Below are 18,162 nucleotides of genomic sequence, written 5' to 3'. Positions count from 1 at the left end.
GAAAAGAACCGGTTCCGTTATTAGGTGGTTTGACTGGGTGTTCAATACCTGATTTGTCCCTTGTAAACTAAAACTGCAGGTCCTTCTATCCAGATATCATAAAAGTTACTGCGCCCTCGTTTAAAGTAAATATTTAAATTCCCTCCTAATGTCCTGACCGGAAACGGCGATCTTTTTATCTTATTTTTTATACTGTGTGCAAGTACTGAAGCTATTATACCTGTTCCGCATGATAAAGTTTCATTCTCGACACCTCTTTCAAAGGTTCTGACAAAGATATTTTCGTTCTGAACCTCGACAAAGTTCACATTGATTCCGTTTGTTATGAATTTTGAGCTGTGACGAATCGTTTTCCCTTCATTATACACATCCAGGAGAGCCAGATTATGAACAAATTTTACATAATGGGGTGAACCCGTATCGATAATGAAATGATCACCCTGATCCTCAAAATGACTGACATCTTTCATCTTCAGATTGACAACGATATCAAGTTTTGAAATGTCTTTGATGACAGCGATATGTGCTCCATCTGTCGCTTTAAATTTCGCACGAGTATCAATTATTCCCAGACGATGAGCTAAGGCCACTATGCAACGGCCTCCATTACCGCACATAGTGCCTACGTTACCATCAGAATTATAATATACCATTTCAAAATCAAAGCCGGTGGATGTGTTCAGCAGAATCAGCCCATCCGCTCCAATACCAAATCGCCTGTCACATAAATAACTGACAATTTTTCCGTCGTCCTCAAATTTGGCTGACCTATTGTCAATAATGACAAAATCATTACCTGTGCCATGAAATTTGTAAAAAGGAATGATCATACATTATAATTAAACATATAATTATGTATTGACTAAAGTACAAATATATCGAAATTTTTGCTGATAGCCAGACGCCAGGTTCATTATGTCGGTTTTTTCGGTAGTAGTTTCTACTTTACTGCTTAACAAATTTTAACAATCTTTTTATACTTAAGAAACAGAGCAAACGTTTTAAAATTCAGTGCAAAAGCTCAGTAGTAACTGGTTATGCATTTTTTAGGTACAATTGTTGTCAAACGATGATGTCTGAAACATTTGTCATTTATTTTTGTTATAATGTTGGTCAGTTTTTTAAATTGAAGAATTATGAAAAAGTATCTTGGATTTGTGGTTTCTGCTTTTCTGGGAGCTGTCGTTGCAATTTTTATTTTTCAGGCAATATCTGATAAGGATGCTAAGGTTAATTTTCCAGCGCAAGCTGGAGAATCGAAATTGCCAGTACACCTGACTAGCCAGCCTGTAGCTTATAGCCCTCAGGTCTTGCTTGATTTTACTGAGGCAGCCGGTAAAACAATTAATACTGTTGTGCATATAAAAACAGAATACTCAAGACAAAGTGGAACTAATAATTATTTTTTCGACTGGAGGGATTTCTTTGGATATCCAGATGATGGCAGTGGCCAGGAGCCATCATATGCTGCCGGATCTGGTGTGATCATTTCACAGGATGGATATATCGTTACTAATAATCATGTCGTTGAGAATGCTGATGCCATTCAGGTTGTTCTTAACGATAAAAAAACTTATAAAGCTCAACTTATTGGAAAAGATCCGTCCACTGATCTGGCATTGATTAAAATTGACGCCGTAGGGTTGCCTTTTATTACTTATGGAAACTCAGACGATTTGAAAGTTGGTGAATGGGTTCTGGCAGTTGGTAATCCTTTTAACCTTACTTCAACGGTTACAGCCGGTATAGTCAGCGCTAAAGCCAGAAATATTAATATTCTTCAATCACCTGATGGTACATCCGCAATTGAATCATATATTCAAACAGATGCCGCTGTCAATAGAGGAAATAGTGGGGGAGCTCTCGTCAATATAAAAGGCGAGCTTGTGGGCATAAATTCTGCCATAGCTTCCGGAACAGGATATTATGCTGGATATTCCTTCGCAATTCCTTCAAGTATTGTTAAAAAAGTTGTATCCGATCTACTTGAATATGGTGAAGTGCAGCGTGCACTAATGGGAGTGCAAATCAGAGATATTGACAGTGATCTTGCCAATCAGGTTGGTATCACTAAGCTTAATGGCGTTTATGTTAACGGAGTTACGAATAATGGTTCGGCAAAAGAAGCGGGTATCGAATCTGGTGACATTATTACCAGTATCGACAACACTCCTGTCAATAGCTCATCTGAACTGTTAGCTATTGTTGGTACTAAGCATCCCGGAGACGAAGTATTAGTCACTGTCAACAGAAATAATAATGAAAAGAATTTCCGTCTTGTGCTACGGAATATACAGGGTAATACTGGCATAATCAAGAAGGAAGATGTAAATATCATCTCTATGCTTGGGGCAACCTTTGAACCTGTTACAACCAATGATAAAAAGAAACTCAGCCTGGAGTATGGACTCAAGATTATTGATATTAAAAAAGGTAAACTTAGTGATGCAGGTATCGGGGATGGATTTATTATCACCAGAATAGACAGGAGACCGATGAGGACAGTCGATGATCTGAGGGAAGTATTAAGTAATGTGTCGGACGGTATATTAATTGAAGGCATTTATCCCAACGGAATGAGAGCATATTATGGTGTCGGTTTATAAATTTGTTTCAGGATATTATTGTTTTTATTATAAAAACTTTGTATATTTAAAAATTATTTTTATATGATCTGAAGGTTGAGATGAAAATAGCCTTGAAGGGGAGTAAATGAGACAGTTAAAAATTTCAAAGTCAATAACCAACCGTGAAACAGCTTCTCTTGATAAATATCTTCAGGATATTGGGAAAGAGGGGATGATTACAGCTGAGGAGGAAGTTGAATTAGCTCGTCGGATTAAAACGGGTGATCAGAATGCCTTGGAAAAATTAGCCAAAGCGAACCTGCGTTTTGTTGTTTCTGTTGCAAAGCAATATCAGAACCAGGGTTTGAGCCTTCCTGATCTTATAAATGAAGGCAACCTGGGATTGATAAAGGCTGCCAAACGATTTGATGAGACACGAGGATTTAAGTTTATTTCTTACGCTGTATGGTGGATCAGACAATCTGTTCTTCAGGCTATTGCTGAACAGTCACGAATAGTTCGACTACCGCTTAACCAGGTGGGGTCTTTGAACCGAATTAAAAAAGAATCTTCCCGGCTTGAACAAAAATATGAACGAATTCCTTCAGCTAATGAGATTGCTGAATCGCTGGAAATTCCTGCATATAAAATTGATGCAGCGCTGAAAATCAGCACCAAAACGATTTCGGTAGATGCTCCATTAACACATGATGAGGATGTGAATTTCCTGGATATGTATATAAATGAAGAACAACCTGTGACGGATAGTGGACTCATGCGCGAGTCTCTTGCTAAAGAAATTCAACGTTCATTGTCGACTCTTTCGGAAAAAGAAAGAGATGTTATTAATCTGTACTATGGCATTGGAATGAACCACGGACTGACACTCGAAGAAATCGGTGCTAAATTTGATCTGACTCGTGAACGTGTCAGACAGATCAAAGAAAAAGCTATTCGCCGTCTCAAACACGCATCCCGAAGCCGCCTCCTTAAAGCCTATCTGGGACAATAAGACACTGTTCATAAAATGTTTGAAATATTAGGGGATTACCTTTAAAAATATAGCGGGTAATTCTATTTTTTTTTATTTTTGCCCTGATCCTAATATAGTGATCTTGTTTAAATTTGAGAACTATGGATGACTTTTGTCAAACCCCTCAGTCCAATAAATATTTCCAATACGATGAAATTCTTGGTAAATGGATAACCGATGAAATGGCCGGCTTTGAATTTGAAAACATCGTCGGCAAGCTTTTCTATGAAAAATCCATTGAACTGATAATTTTTAGAAGTCAGCTTTTCGACAGGAGTTCTAGTGTTATTTTGTTTAAGCACGAATATTCTGCCAACACCGTTGGTAAACCTCTTAGCATTCATGACTCCCTGATTCTAGCCAAAGCCATCTATCAGCTCGATATCCCGCCTGCCAGGATTGATATCGGCAGACTGAATTATGAATGGACACTGGAACGGCAAAACTTTAAAGATGCAAAAGAATTTGTTGCATTTAAATTAAAAGATATCATCGGGAAGCATCCTGCATATTCACGTCCAAAAGATGTCGTCTTATTTGGCTTTGGCCGCATTGGACGTTTGCTTGCCAGAGAAATCATTATCCAGGGAAATGGTACCCAGCTGAGGATCAGGGCTATTGTGACCAGAAGCACGAAACCTGAAGATATTTCCAAGCGTATCGCTCTTGTCCGGCATGATTCCATACATGGACCATTCAGAGGTATCGCATTTGAAAATATAGACGAACAAACCATTTACCTGAATGGACATATTATCAAGATGCTTTCATCCTCTTCACCCGAAGAAATTGATTATACCGCTTACGGTATTCATGATGCATTAATGATTGACAATACTGGCATTTACAGTGACAGAGATGGGCTTGGACGTCATCTGAAAGCCAAAGGAATCAGTAATGTTCTCCTTACCGCACCGGCAAAGGGTGATATACCTAACATCGTTTACGGAGTGAACCACCTGAATGTGGATATTGATGGAGAGAAAATCTTTTCAGCAGCTTCCTGTACTACTAACGCGGTGGTGCCTGTACTGAAGGTTATTGAAGATAAGCTCGGCATTGTCAAAGGCCATATCGAAACTGTTCATTCATATACCAATGACCAGAACCTGCTGGATAACTTCCACAGAAAATCCCGACGGGGCCGTTCAGCACCCTTAAATATGGTGATCACATCAACAGGCGCAGCATCAGCAGCCGCCAAAGTCATCCCAAGTCTGAAAGGAAAACTCACCGCAAATGCAGTCCGTATCCCCACACCCAATGTTTCTCTGGCTATTCTTATACTTGATATAATAAATAAAACATCTCTGGATGAAGTTAATTTGATCATGAAAGACGCCGCTCTTCATGGCGAACTTGTAGAGCAAATCCGTTACTCCAGCTCCACAGAGGTTGTGTCGTCAGATGTCATCGGCGATCCAGTTGCAGGTGTATATGATAGCCCTTCAACAAAAGTATCTGAGGACGGACATACGATTGTTCTCTATATCTGGTATGATAACGAATTTGGATATACGTGCCAGGTGATGAGATTGGCCAAATATTTGGCAAAAGTCGAAGGATATAAATATTATTAATGAAAAAAGCGAAATATATTTTTGTAACCGGTGGAGTGAGCTCTTCGCTGGGCAAAGGGATTATTTCAGCATCCGTAGCCAAATTACTGCAGGCCAGAGGTTATTCGGTAACTATTCAAAAACTTGACCCCTATATAAATGTTGATCCCGGAACACTAAATCCCTATGAACATGGAGAGGTTTATGTTACAGAAGATGGCGCCGAAACCGATCTTGACCTTGGACATTATGAACGTTTCCTGAACGTTCCAACATCTCAGGCTAACAATATTACTACCGGCAGAATTTATCAGTCAGTAATAGAAAAAGAACGTCGTGGCGATTATCTGGGACAAACTGTTCAGGTTATCCCTCATATTACTGATGAAATAAAATACCGGATTAAATTATTAGGTAATACAGGTAAATATGATTTTATCATTACCGAGATTGGAGGAACTGTTGGTGATATTGAATCGCTGCCTTATATTGAATCAGTCAGACAGATGCGATGGGAGATGGGTAACAGCTGCCTGGTCATACTTCTCACTCTTGTTCCATATCTGGCAGCAGCAGGAGAGCTAAAGACCAAACCTACTCAACACTCTGTTAAAACCTTACTTGAATCAGGTGTTCAACCAGATATCATAGTTTGCCGCACTGAACGCCATCTTACGGAAGGACTTCGTGAAAAAATCGCCCTGTTTTGTAATGTTGAAGTTTCATCTGTAATTGAATCCATCGATGCCGAAACTATTTATGAGGTTCCTCTTCTCATGCTCTATGAAAAACTTGACATTGAAGTACTGAGAAAAACCAATATGTCACTAAAAAGGAAACCAGATCTTAAGAAGTGGCAGGAATTCCTTAACCGGCTAAAACACCCGTCAGGAGAAGTCAATGTGGCCCTTGTCGGGAAGTACATCGAATTAAAAGATGCATATAAATCTATAGTTGAATCGTTAATCCATGCCGGTACAGTAAACAATTGCAAGGTCAATATCATCAGAGTACATTCTGAAAACATTGACAGCGATAAAATTGGTCAAATATTTTCTGGACTTGACGGAATCCTTGTTGCCCCAGGTTTTGGTTCACGAGGTATCGAAGGTAAAATTATGGCAATTCAGTATGCACGGGAACAACGTATGCCCTTCTTTGGTATATGCCTGGGTATGCAATGTGCAGTCATTGAGTTTGCACGTCATGTTCTAAAAATGACTGACGCTCATTCCACTGAAATGGACAACCGGACTAATTATCCTGTTATCGACATGATGGAAACTCAGAAAAAAATCTCCGGCATGGGTGGTACAATGCGACTTGGGGCTTATCCTTGTAATATTGAAAAAAATTCGAAAATATTTTCTATTTATAGGACCAATAACATTATGGAACGTCATCGGCACCGCTATGAGTTCAATAATAAATATTTGAAAGAATTCAGGAATGCCGGTATGATCCCTTCCGGAATAAACACAAAAGATGACCTGGTCGAAATTATTGAACTGAAAGATCATCCGTGGTTTATTGGTGTGCAATTTCATCCTGAATATAAAAGTACTGTCGCTAATCCTCATCCCTTGTTTGTCGGTTTTATCCGTGCTGCAAAGGAATACAGGAAAACTGCAGGGAGATTGATTGAATAAGCTTATATTTTAAGTTTTTTCTTCAGGACTTTTCAATTATCTTTGCCCGGCATATTAATCCCTTACACTTATTTATTAATGAACAGAAATACCATCATAGGCCTTGTAATCATCTTCGGGATGACGATTGCCTATAGTATCTGGATGGCGCCATCAAAGAAGGAAGTAGAAGAGAGGAGAAGAATACAAGATTCTCTTTTTCAGGTTCAGAAGAAGGCCTTGGATTCCATGCAGATAACAAAGGCAAAGGAAGAGGCAGTAACTGCTAAACAAAAAGCTATCCGTGATTCTATCCAAACATTAAACCCTGCTGCTTTACTCAATACAAAGACGAATTATGATCTGGATGCACTAGGCCCCTTTTCCAATTCGTTTGCGTTAAAAGATGAGAGTTATTTTATCGAAACCGATCTCTTGCGGGTTGAAATTGCCTCCAGGGGTGGAAAAATCATTTCTGTCGAATTGAAGGCCTACAAGACTTTCGATTCATTACCATTGATTCTTTATGACAGGGATTCTCTCAAGTTTGGGTTCACTTTTTTTGCCAATAACCGTCTGATCAATACGAATGAATTATATTTCCAGCCTGTTTTTCCAGGCGTTACCAAGGGGAATAATTCGTCAATGATCATCAAAGGGGCAGATTCACTGGAAATATCTTTACGGCTTTTCACTAACCTGGCTGATAATTCTTTTAACCCAAACCAATATATTGAATACGTTTATACCTTCACAGGCGACAAATACATTGTTGGATTCAAAGTCAATTTTATTGGACTTGAAGATGTGATCGCATCAAATACTAACTCTCTTAACTTTTCGTGGCATACCCAGATGCTTCGTCAGGAAAAATCAGTGGATAGATTTAATGGGTCTACCATATATTACAAGTTTTACAACGATGAGGTTAAATATCTTTCAGAATCCAAGGATGATGAAAAGTCATTAACAACAAGAGTCAAATGGATATCCTTTAAGCAAAGATTTTTCTGTTCAACATTGGTTGCTGATGATTATTTTAACAATGCTGATATAAAAGTACTTGTTGATAAAAGTAAAGGAGGACGTTATGACCGCTCAGGTGTGGCTGAGATTGGAGTTCCTTACAGCAAATCAGCAAGGATAAGCGTACCAATGTTATTATATTTTGGCCCTTTGAAATATAATATTTTGAGGAAAACTAATCTGGATCTTGAACGTCAAATTCCTTTAGGATGGAGTTTTTTCTTTCTGGCATGGATAAACCGCTACGCTGTGATTCCCGTTTTCGACTTCCTTAGCCAATTCGGCTGGAATTATGGGATAATTATCCTGATTCTGACCATATTGTTAAAGATAGTCCTCTTACCAATCGCGTTTAAAACATATATTTCCACCGCTAAAATGAGGGTTCTGAAACCCGAGATAGAAGAAATTAGTAAGAAATTTCCCAAGAAAGAGGATGCCATGAAGAAGCAGCAGGCTACCATGGCGTTCTATAAACAAGCGGGTGTCAATCCCATGGCAGGCTGCATACCTATGCTTTTACAATTTCCCATCCTGGTGGCTATGTTCCGGTTCTTTCCGGCTTCTATTGAACTGAGACAGCAACCATTCCTTTGGGCTAAAGATCTTTCATCTTATGACTCAATTCTGAATCTTCCTTTTACCATTCCTTTTTATGGAGATCATGTCAGCCTTTTCTGTCTTCTGATGACAATATCTACCATTATATATACACGCTTAAATGATAAGATGATGTCATCAGGCCAGCAACAAATACCAGGAATGAAAGTAATGATGTATATGATGCCTGTCATGTTTCTGGGTTTCTTTAATAGCTATGCTTCCGCACTGAGTTATTATTATCTGTTGGCTAATATCTTTACTTTCGTACAAATGTATCTCTTCCGAAACTTCGTCAATGAAGAAAAGATACATGCCAAAATACAGGAAAACAAAAAGAAACCTGTAAAAAAGTCCAGTTTTCAGAAGAGGCTTGAAGATATGGCTAAAAGCCGCGGGTATAATCCTGGAAGACGTAAGTAGTTGTTGATATCGTTCTTACTCGATGTCATCTGATGACGTCAGTTTTTTTTATGCTCGGGCCGCAAGGCCTCGTTATGGTTTCGCAACTGGGAAGCTCCCTCGTCGCTGCGCTCCTCAGTCCGCTTCCCTAGGTTGCTCCACCATAACTGGTAAATAAATATTTTTTAACCTTTCCCCGGTTAATTAATCATTTCTTCTAACGAAGGTGGCGGAAGCATCATTACAAAGAATTTCAACCATCGCATAAGCGACTTTTTCAGCATATTTCTTTTTTAAAGGCCTTAGGGTTTGCAGGCGGGGCACCCACTCCTTGAATATCCAATATCGAACATTCGAAGTAGAAGGTGAAATAACCTTCGAACTTAAAGATATTAAACATAAGCATCTGCTGGGTATGTTTGCATCTATGAAACAAATCTTGAGTCCCCTCCGAAATGTGGTTATCAAAAACCAATATGGGGCTAAAGCCCTATATACTACCACTTTGCATTACCACGGCCTTAAGGCCGTGGTAATTGATAACCAGCTAGTTACCGGACTTTAGTCCAAAATGCATACTTTTCGGAGTGGGCCCAATCATTAATTTCAGAACTACACTACTCAATCACCAGCACATCAAAATATTATTTAGCCTGCCTGAAAGACTGTCAATTGAAATAGTTATATTTACATCCGGGAAACAGCAAATATGAATAAGCATTTTACAGGAGTAGGATTTTTACCTGTCATTACCGTTTTATTAGGGCTGTCTTTACCGTTTAATCTGTACGCGCAAGTCCGGGATGTCGCTATTACCATTCATCTTCGTGGTGTATACGATAGCAAAATAAGCCTTTTGGCCCTGTCGGTTTCTCAAACCTTTAAGCCCATTGCAGAGGTGCAGGGCATAAAAAATGGCGAAACAACCAAACTTTCTGTTTCTAAAGAATACCTGCCCGGAGAGTTTGTTTTGCGGTTCGATTACAAAGAAACAGATGCAAGTACTCCTTATCCTTCAGAGAAGTATATTTTTATCAATGATCAGGATTTGGAACTATGGGTAAGTCCAGTATATTGCAATAACGCCGATAGCACCTGGTTTCAACGAGACGAAAGAGAAAACGCAACATTTATCCAATTCTCAAAAGAAAATGGCAGGCAAAAAGAAAAATTAGCCTTGTTGCAGAATTTTTTAATGAACTATGATGATACAGAATCAAAGTTTTACCAGCAAGGTATCAATGAATATGAACAGAGGCGGCAAACTTACAACCAATGGCTGACAACCCGCGCCCAACAGGATAAAGCGCTCTTTGTAAGCAATCTGTATGGTTTTCAATATGTGCCGCAAATACCATGGAAAGGCACCGAAACCGACCGGATCAAAAGCCTGATAAACCACTATTTTGACGGCGTGGATTTTAATGACTCATTAATAATTAAAACGTCCGATCTGAACAAATGGATGGACAATTATGTCAACCTGTATGGCCAGTTATCCACTACCGCTGCTTTGCGTGATTCCTTATTTCCTGAAGCAGGCAGAGCTGCTATTCAGAAAGCCAGACAAGGACATCCGCTGGTTTATGGCTGGATGGTGGATTATTTCTACAGGGGCTACGAAACCAACAGCATACCGGCAGGAATGAAAGCATTGGAACCGTATCTGAACGATCCCAATTGTCGTACTTCCAAAAGAATGGAGATAGAGCGTAGGCTGAAAGGAATGGAAACACTGGTGAAAGGAAGCAAGGCTCCAAACATTGAACTAAAGGACACATCCGGGAACCTTTTCAAGCTGAATGATTTTAACCCATCCTCACCCTATATACTGATATTGTTTTGGTCAGCCGATTGCAGTCATTGTGTAGAAACAGCAGATGCTATATTCCCCTGGCAACAGCAATCAGGTAATACACAGAAAATATCGGTTGTAGCTATAAGCCTTGATGAAACGGAGACAGAAATTAAGGTTTGGGAGCAAAAAATCGGGAGATTAGACGGCTGGAAACACTTACGGGCAGCAGAAGGTGTTCGCAGCAAAGTAGCCAATAATTATTTTATTCTTGCAACTCCGGTTATGATTGTACTTGATACAAAAACTAAGGATATTATTGCAATGCCAAATACCCTGAATGAATTAATGACTGCCATAAAATAAAGCGAGGCAAATATTAAAGTTTTTTGTATCTTTACTCATAGAAAAGTTAGTCTGAAAGTTTTAATATATCAAAGATAGTGAATATCAATGACATAACAAACCTTTCCGTTTTTTTAGAAATGATTCAGGCTAAATATCAAAGATTGATGGAAGGTTATAAGCTAAACATATTAACAATCACAATTGTTCTAATATGTTTTACTTTACTACCGAAACATGGTGACGCAGTAACCGCAAATCCTGCCAGGGTTGAATACACCCAACCCGATGGCACTTCACTTATTCTACTGTTAAAAGGGGATGAATGCATTCACTGGGCAACCACTCTTGACGGGTACACGATATTGAGCAATAAACAAGGGTTTTATGAATATGCTTCCCCGGATAGTACCGGCAATCTGGGATTTTCAGGTATTCAGGCTCATAATGATGGCCAACGAAGTCAATCAGAGCAAAAATTTTTAAGGGGAATAAGAAAAGGTTTATTTTTTAGTGAGACTCAAGTAAACGAAATGAAGCAGTGGCAGGTAAATAAGAATATAATGTCACCAATGGCTCCAATGGTTGGAGGTTTTCCAACAACGGGTACGCGAAAACTACTACAGATCCTGGCAAATTTCTCAAATACCACCACAACTTATTCACAAGCCGATTTCGACAGTTTAATGAACCAGGTTAATTACAACGGAACGGGTAGTTTCCGCGATTACTATCTTGAAGTATCCTATGGTCAATTAACGGTTAACACCACCGTCACGATCTGGGTGAACCTGCCACAAACACACGATTACTATGGCCCTCAGGCCAAATGGGGCGAATTCGCTTATGATGCAGTAGTAGCTGCTGACGTTCAGGCTGCTGTGAATTTTGCCGAATTTGATAACAACAGCGATGGCATCGTCGACGGGGTGGCCATTATTCACCAGGGCCGGGGGCAGGAAGAATCGGGAAATATTAATGATATCTGGTCGCACAGCTGGGATTTATCATCAGCGGGATATACTGTCGCACAACGTACTTTTGATGGGGTGCAGGTGCTGGATTATACCACCATGCCCGAAAAGAATGGTCCCACCAACATGACGACTATTGGAGTTATTTGTCATGAGTTCGGTCATAATCTTGGTTCTCCCGATTTTTATGATACGGATTATGGAAACTTTGGACAATACGACGGAACCGGAAACTGGGATGTGATGGCACATGGTAGCTGGAATGGCGCCAGCGGAAGCCAACCTGCCCATCCCAACGCCTGGATAAAGGATTTTTTTACATGGACAAATCCGACCATATTAACAACCGAACAGATCAGTTTGCTTCGTGACGCACGGCTTTATCCGGATGTTTTCAGATATAATACCACCACAACCAATGAATATTTCCTTTGTGAGAATCGCCAGCAGACCGGCTTTGACGCAGGATTACCCGGGCATGGTTTGATGATCTATCATATAGATGGCAATTATATTGCCGCCCATACGAATACGAATGATATAAATGCCAATTCCCATCAGGGCATGTTTCCGATGTCGGCCATAGCAAATACAGCTAATGGTGTCATGCCTAGCTTCTCATCCAATATTAACACAGGGGGCTGCCCCTGGCCCGGAACAGAAAGTAAAACGACCTTTTCGGATGGTACTATGCCAAATTCAAAATCATGGGCAGGAGCGAATACAGATAAACCCTTACTCGGCATTACAGAAAATATGAGCACGAATGAGATCACTGTTTGTTTTATTGCTTGCGATACCGTTCATCCGGTCAATTTCACCGCCACTGCGGTTAGTTCAAGTCAAATTAATTTAAGCTGGATAAAAAATCCCTCCAATGACTCTGTCATGGTGGCCTTTAGTCTTACCTCAGCCTTTGGAATACCGGTAACCGGAAACACCTATGCGTCGGGAGACACTATACCCGGTGGGGGAAATGTTCTGTATAATGGATCCAATACGTTTTTAAATCATACTGTCTTGAGTCCCATTACAACCTATTATTACATGGCCTGGTCGGTGATAACCGATACCACCTATTCGACAGGGGTGACTGCAAATGCGACTACCTTTTCGTCAATCCCTACGGTCACCACCTCCCCAGTTTCCAACATCACTTATACTTCTGCAACTGGTGGGGGAAATGTAACTAGTGCCGGAGATTCAACAGTAACTGCAAGAGGCGTTTGCTGGAGTACTATAATTAATCCAACAATTTCAGATAACCATACTACCGATAGCAGTGGCACGGGAACTTTTATCAGTTCTATTTCAGGATTAGACACAAACACCATTTATTATGTAAGGGCTTATGCCATTAATAGTTTGGGTACAGCGTATGGCAATGTGCTGAGCTTTGGAACTTTTAGTTGCGGGTCCATCACAATTAACCATATAGCAGGAACCGTTGCACCAGTTACAAAAACAGTTACATATTATACTGTTACCAATATATCCGGCGAACCATTAAAATGCTGGATAACCAGTAACCTTGGCGCTGACCATGAGGCAACGTCCGTTGACGATGCTACCGAAGCCTCAGCAGGCTGGTACTGGCAGTTTAACCGCAAACAGGGGTATATGCATGATGGGACAACCTTAACACCCAATATTTTCTGGATAATCCCAATAAATGAACCCTTTGACTGGCAGGCTCAAAACGACCCATGTGTCCTTGAGCTTGGCATTCGTAGTGGTTGGCGTATTCCTACTTTTACTGAATGGTATAATGTTGATGTAGATGGAAGTTGGACAAATTGGAACGGACCGTGGAATTCTGGTTTAAAGCTTCATGCTGCCGGGTACATAAACATCTGTCCGGTTCTTCTGCGCGACCTCGGTGTATACGGCGTCTATTGGAGCGGAATGCAGTACAGTGAAAGTACTGGTGATCACCTGATCTTCACTAGTGAATCTTGCAACACGTTCAGAAACGACAAAAGATTTGGCAATACGATACGCTGTCTTGATGACTACGACACGTCTTTTACAATCCCATGGGTCACCACCAACTTGGTTTGCAGTATCACTCATACTTCTGCTATCAGTGAAGGATCTGTCATTTATGATGGCGGAGTCACGGTGACGGTACGGGGTGTATGCTGGAATACTTCACCATATCCAACAATTTCAAATAGTAAAACCATCGATGGGAGTGGTATTGGAACCTTTACTAGTACCATCACGGGCCTTGATACAAACACTATTTATTATTTTAGGGCTTATGCAACCAATATTGTAGGGACATCTTATGGAAATGATGTAATATTCACAACGCTTCCTCGGCCTTGCCCTGGAGTGCCAACTGTGACTTATGAAGAAAACACCTATAACACAGTTCAAATTGGACAGCAATGTTGGTTAATAGAGAATCTGAATATTGGAGAAATGATTCCCGAAAGTCAAGCTCAATCCGACAATGATACCATCGAAAAGTACTGTAATGGCAATTTAGAATCAAACTGTGATGTTTATGGAGGGTTATACCAATGGGATGAGCTGATGCAATATGTGACAACTCAAGGAGTGCAGGGTATATGTCCAATAGGCTGGCATATTCCAAGTTATGAAGATTTTACCTTACTCACGGACAATCTTGGCGGTTTGTCTGATGCTGGAGGAAAGATGAAAGAAATGGGATTGAATCATTGGGCATGGCCAAACATAGGTGCGACAAATAGTAGCGGTTTTACTGCGATTGCTGGTGGTTTTCTTAGTGATCCTGGCTTGTTTGTTCCTCCTACTTTCCAAGCCTGCTTTTGGCCCTCCTCGGAAAACGTAACGACAAATGCATGGTCTTTATATTTAAATTATGGGAATAATAATGCTTTAATATACGATTATTGGGAAAAAACCAGAGCTTTATCGGTACGCTGCGTGATGAATGCACCGAATTATCCAACAGTTACTACAAATAACGTTATGAATATCAGCCAAACCAATGCGGTATCAGGTGGAAATGTAATCGAAGATGGCGGCTTTATTGTTACCGAAAGGGGAGTGTGTTGGAGCACAAGCTCGAATCCGACAATATATGATAATCATACAATTGATGAAGCGCAAACAGGCGAGTTTCTTAGCAATATTTCGGGTTTGACCAAGGGAACAATCTATTTTTTAAGGGCATATGCAACAAACAGCGTGGGTACTGCCTACGGGAATAAAGTGAAATTTGCATCACTTTTATCTCCGGACGAATGCGGAAATACTATTACTTATGAAGGGAAAACATACAATACCATTCAGATCGGCATACAGTGCTGGTTTAAAGAGAATCTCAATATTGGAACACAGATTGACACTAAAATAAATCAGACGAATAATGGAATTATCGAAAAATATTGTTATAACAATCTTGAAACGAATTGCACTGTTTATGGGGGCTTATATCAGTGGAATGAGATGATGCAGTATGCTACTACCGAGGAGATACAGGGAATCTGCCCTACGGGATGGCATATTCCCAGTAATACTGAATGGTGGAATCTCTCAAATTATCTTGGAAGTTTTTTTGTTGTTGGTGGCTTATTGAAGGAGACAGGATTTGAGCATTGGCTAACTCCCAACACTGGCGCAACAAATTCCAGCGGGTTCAATGCAATCCCTGGCGGCCTATACGAAAAACAATATTCGTTATTCACTTATCTAACCACATACGCACATTTCTGGTCATCATCTGAATACGATACTGCAAATGCAAAGGGCTGGTACTTGCAATACAATAGCAATCGTATCTCCTGGAGTAACTTTTGGGTTAAGTCTTATGGTTTTTCCGTTCGGTGTCTTAAGGATAGTTGTGACTATGTGGGTATTTCCATTGTCGCTTCAGCAAATCCGGTTTGTGAAGGCACTTCGGTTACCTTTACGGCCACCCCGACCAATGGAGGGACAACGCCATCTTATCAATGGAAGGTCAACGGAACATACGTTGGAACTGACAACCCGATCTATACCTATACTCCAGCCGCCAATGACGTGATCACCTGTGTGCTGACTTCCAGTGATACTTTGTGTATCACAGGCAATCCGGCGACATCCAATGAATACAATTCCATAGCAATTACTACCTCCTCCACACTTACTACAACGGTGGTTTCTTATATCGGACAAACCACAGCAACATCCGGGGGAGAAGTCATGAATGATGGCTGTGTTGCCGTTATGGCCAGAGGAGTCTGTTGGAGTACCTTGCAAAACCCTACAGTTGAAGACGACCATACCGCTGACGGTAACGGAACCGGTGTATTTGTGAGCAATCTCACCGGCCTCACACTGAATACCCTATATTATGTCAGGGCTTATTCAACAGACAGTGTTGGAACAGCGTATGGGAACGAAATGAGTTTTTCAACATCTTTTTTTGGTACTTGCGGGTACTTCACCATTATCCATGTCGCTGATACCATAGCCCCGGTTGACAAAACAGTAACTTACGGCACTGTTACAAATATACCCGGCGAACCATCAAAATGCTGGATTACCAGTAACCTTGGCGCCGACCATCAGGCAACCTCCGTTGACGATGCTACCGAAGCCTCGGCAGGCTGGTACTGGCAGTTTAACCGAAAACAGGGGTACAAGCATGATGGCACAAACAGAACGCCCAATAGCGTCTGGATAACCTCTATAAATGAAAATCTTGACTGGCAGGCTGCCAATGACCCGTGTACCCTTGAGCTTGGCAGTGGCTGGCGTATTCCAACTTCAACCGAATGGACCAATGTGGATGCAATTGGAAACTGGACCGACTGGAACGACCCATGGAACTCTGGTTTAAAGCTACATGCTGCCGGTATCCTGGTAGATGGAAATGGTTGGCTGGTCGAGCGCGGCGGGACCGGTTTTTACTGGAGTAGTGTGCAGGGCAGTGCCAACCACGGCGGGTACCTGTTCTTCTGGAGTGGAGACAGCTACATTGTCAACAACCAAGATAAGGCGTACGGCTGTTCTCTGCGCTGCCTCAAAGACACTTGCGCATTGCCATCCGAGCAGGTTATTAATATCCAATCAGGCTGGGGCGGCATATCAAGTTATGTCGATGCGGTGAATGATTCGGTCACGGTACTATTCGAGCCCATCATCAGCGACCTGACCATACTTATGAGTATGTCGCAGTTATATTGGCCCGGCCAGGGCATTAATACCATCGGAACATGGAACACTCACCAGGGTTACAAGATAAAGGTCAACAATACAGTGCAGGTTACTTTCAGCGGCGAGCCTGATGCTAACAAGACCCTTGACTTAAACAGCGGCTGGAGTATCATACCTGTCCTGAATAATGATCTGGTTGACGCTTCACAATTATTCGATCCGCTGGGTGATACCCTGATCATTGTAAAAGAGATTGCCGGTATTAAGCTGTACTGGCCGGGGCAGTCGATATATACATTGGTTAACCTGGAGCCCGGCAAGGCATATATGGTAGCTACAAATGCTGCATGTTCAGTTACTTTCCCGGCTTATGTCAGCAATCCTTATAAGACGGTTAGTGCCGGAGAAGTTTTTGTCAACGTCACACCATGGAATGATGCATTACCATCACCAAACTCACATACAATAGCTATTGATAAAAGCTTGTTAAGCCAATGTAAGCCCGGCGACGTTATTGGGGTATTCAACAATTCCGGTTTATGCTGTGGGATGATATCCCTTGGCGATTTGCAGTCGAATACTGCTATTACAGCTTTTGGTGATGATAACACGACAGGTATTACAGATGGTTTCGTTGAAGATGAAATCATGAGTTTCAGGCTTTATCGTCCCGGGATACCAGAGGAATTCCATGTTTTTGTCACCTATGATCAACTATTGCCGGATAAGGAATTTTTTACAACAAACGGGCTGTCAAAAATAGCCGGGATAAATCTCGTACCGACATCATCAGATTTAAGCGGTATTGAGGATTGCCTGACTATTTATCCAAATCCAACTGGGGGTATTATATACTTAACAAATCATTGTCTGCTGGGTGAGGTAGATATTAAGATATATAACGATCATGGACAATTAGTTATGGATGATCATATTTCCTATACTACTTTACATAAGACTTATCAGATTGATCTGACAGGATTAAGAAAAGGTGTATATGTGGTTAAATTGACAGGGATCGATTTTGTAGGATTTAAAAAGGTAGTGAAATATTGATCGTTGAGGAAGCCTTTCTAACCTTCATTATTCACAACCTCAAA

Annotated in this window: 8 protein-coding genes; 7 read left to right on the top strand and 1 reads right to left on the bottom strand. The window is 40.8% G+C overall.

The window, feature by feature from the left end:
* Window positions 1-41 precede the first annotated feature (41 nt).
* Window positions 42-830 (bottom strand): diaminopimelate epimerase, encoded by a 789-nt coding sequence (gene dapF, locus NT175_05425; protein MCX6234155.1) that lies wholly within the window; start codon window positions 828-830, stop codon window positions 42-44.
* A gap of 306 nt (window positions 831-1,136) precedes the next feature.
* On the opposite strand from dapF, the gene NT175_05420 reads away from it, so the two are divergent.
* The 7 genes from NT175_05420 (at window position 1,137) to NT175_05390 (ending at window position 18,118) form a co-directional block, all read left to right on the top strand.
* The gene (locus NT175_05420) at window positions 1,137-2,606 is read left to right on the top strand and encodes a trypsin-like peptidase domain-containing protein (GenBank protein MCX6234154.1); all 1,470 of its coding nucleotides are present in this window, start codon (window positions 1,137-1,139) and stop codon (window positions 2,604-2,606) included.
* Window positions 2,607-2,712: 106 nt separating this feature from the next.
* Window positions 2,713-3,579: an RNA polymerase sigma factor RpoD/SigA gene (locus NT175_05415; protein ID MCX6234153.1), complete on the top strand. Its 867-nt coding sequence runs from the start codon at window positions 2,713-2,715 to the stop codon at window positions 3,577-3,579.
* Between the two features lie 122 nt (window positions 3,580-3,701).
* Window positions 3,702-5,180, top strand: coding sequence for a glyceraldehyde-3-phosphate dehydrogenase (locus NT175_05410; GenBank protein MCX6234152.1), 1,479 nt, complete (start codon window positions 3,702-3,704; stop codon window positions 5,178-5,180).
* Complete coding sequence (locus NT175_05405) at window positions 5,180-6,808, top strand: CTP synthase (GenBank protein ID MCX6234151.1); 1,629 nt, start codon at window positions 5,180-5,182, stop codon at window positions 6,806-6,808. The genes NT175_05410 and NT175_05405 overlap by 1 nt, the downstream gene beginning before the upstream one ends.
* Before the next feature lie 78 nt (window positions 6,809-6,886).
* Window positions 6,887-8,836 (top strand): membrane protein insertase YidC, encoded by a 1,950-nt coding sequence (yidC, locus tag NT175_05400; protein MCX6234150.1) that lies wholly within the window; start codon window positions 6,887-6,889, stop codon window positions 8,834-8,836.
* Window positions 8,837-9,524: 688 nt separating this feature from the next.
* A complete protein-coding gene (locus tag NT175_05395) occupies window positions 9,525-10,976 on the top strand; it encodes a thioredoxin-like domain-containing protein (GenBank protein MCX6234149.1) in 1,452 nt (483 codons plus the stop codon).
* Window positions 10,977-11,122: 146 nt separating this feature from the next.
* The gene (locus tag NT175_05390) at window positions 11,123-18,118 is read left to right on the top strand and encodes a M6 family metalloprotease domain-containing protein (GenBank protein MCX6234148.1); all 6,996 of its coding nucleotides are present in this window, start codon (window positions 11,123-11,125) and stop codon (window positions 18,116-18,118) included.
* Window positions 18,119-18,162 lie beyond the last annotated feature (44 nt).

This window comes from Bacteroidota bacterium (assembly GCA_026391695.1).
In the GTDB taxonomy this organism is placed as follows: Bacteria; Bacteroidota; Bacteroidia; order Bacteroidales; family JAGONC01; genus JAPLDP01.
This window is presented reverse-complemented; position numbering and strand designations above follow the sequence as displayed.

Excerpts from the sequence above, each read along its gene's own strand:
- dapF (MCX6234155.1), bottom strand. The coding sequence starts at position 830 with ATGATCATTCCTTTTTACAAATTTCATGGCACAGGTAATGATTTTGTC.
- NT175_05420 (MCX6234154.1), top strand. The coding sequence starts at position 1,137 with ATGAAAAAGTATCTTGGATTTGTGGTTTCTGCTTTTCTGGGAGCTGTC.
- NT175_05410 (MCX6234152.1), top strand. The coding sequence starts at position 3,702 with ATGGATGACTTTTGTCAAACCCCTCAGTCCAATAAATATTTCCAATAC.
- NT175_05405 (MCX6234151.1), top strand. The coding sequence starts at position 5,180 with ATGAAAAAAGCGAAATATATTTTTGTAACCGGTGGAGTGAGCTCTTCG.
- NT175_05395 (MCX6234149.1), top strand. The coding sequence starts at position 9,525 with ATGAATAAGCATTTTACAGGAGTAGGATTTTTACCTGTCATTACCGTT.
- NT175_05415 (MCX6234153.1), top strand. The coding sequence starts at position 2,713 with ATGAGACAGTTAAAAATTTCAAAGTCAATAACCAACCGTGAAACAGCT.
- NT175_05390 (MCX6234148.1), top strand. The coding sequence starts at position 11,123 with ATGGAAGGTTATAAGCTAAACATATTAACAATCACAATTGTTCTAATA.
- yidC (MCX6234150.1), top strand. The coding sequence starts at position 6,887 with ATGAACAGAAATACCATCATAGGCCTTGTAATCATCTTCGGGATGACG.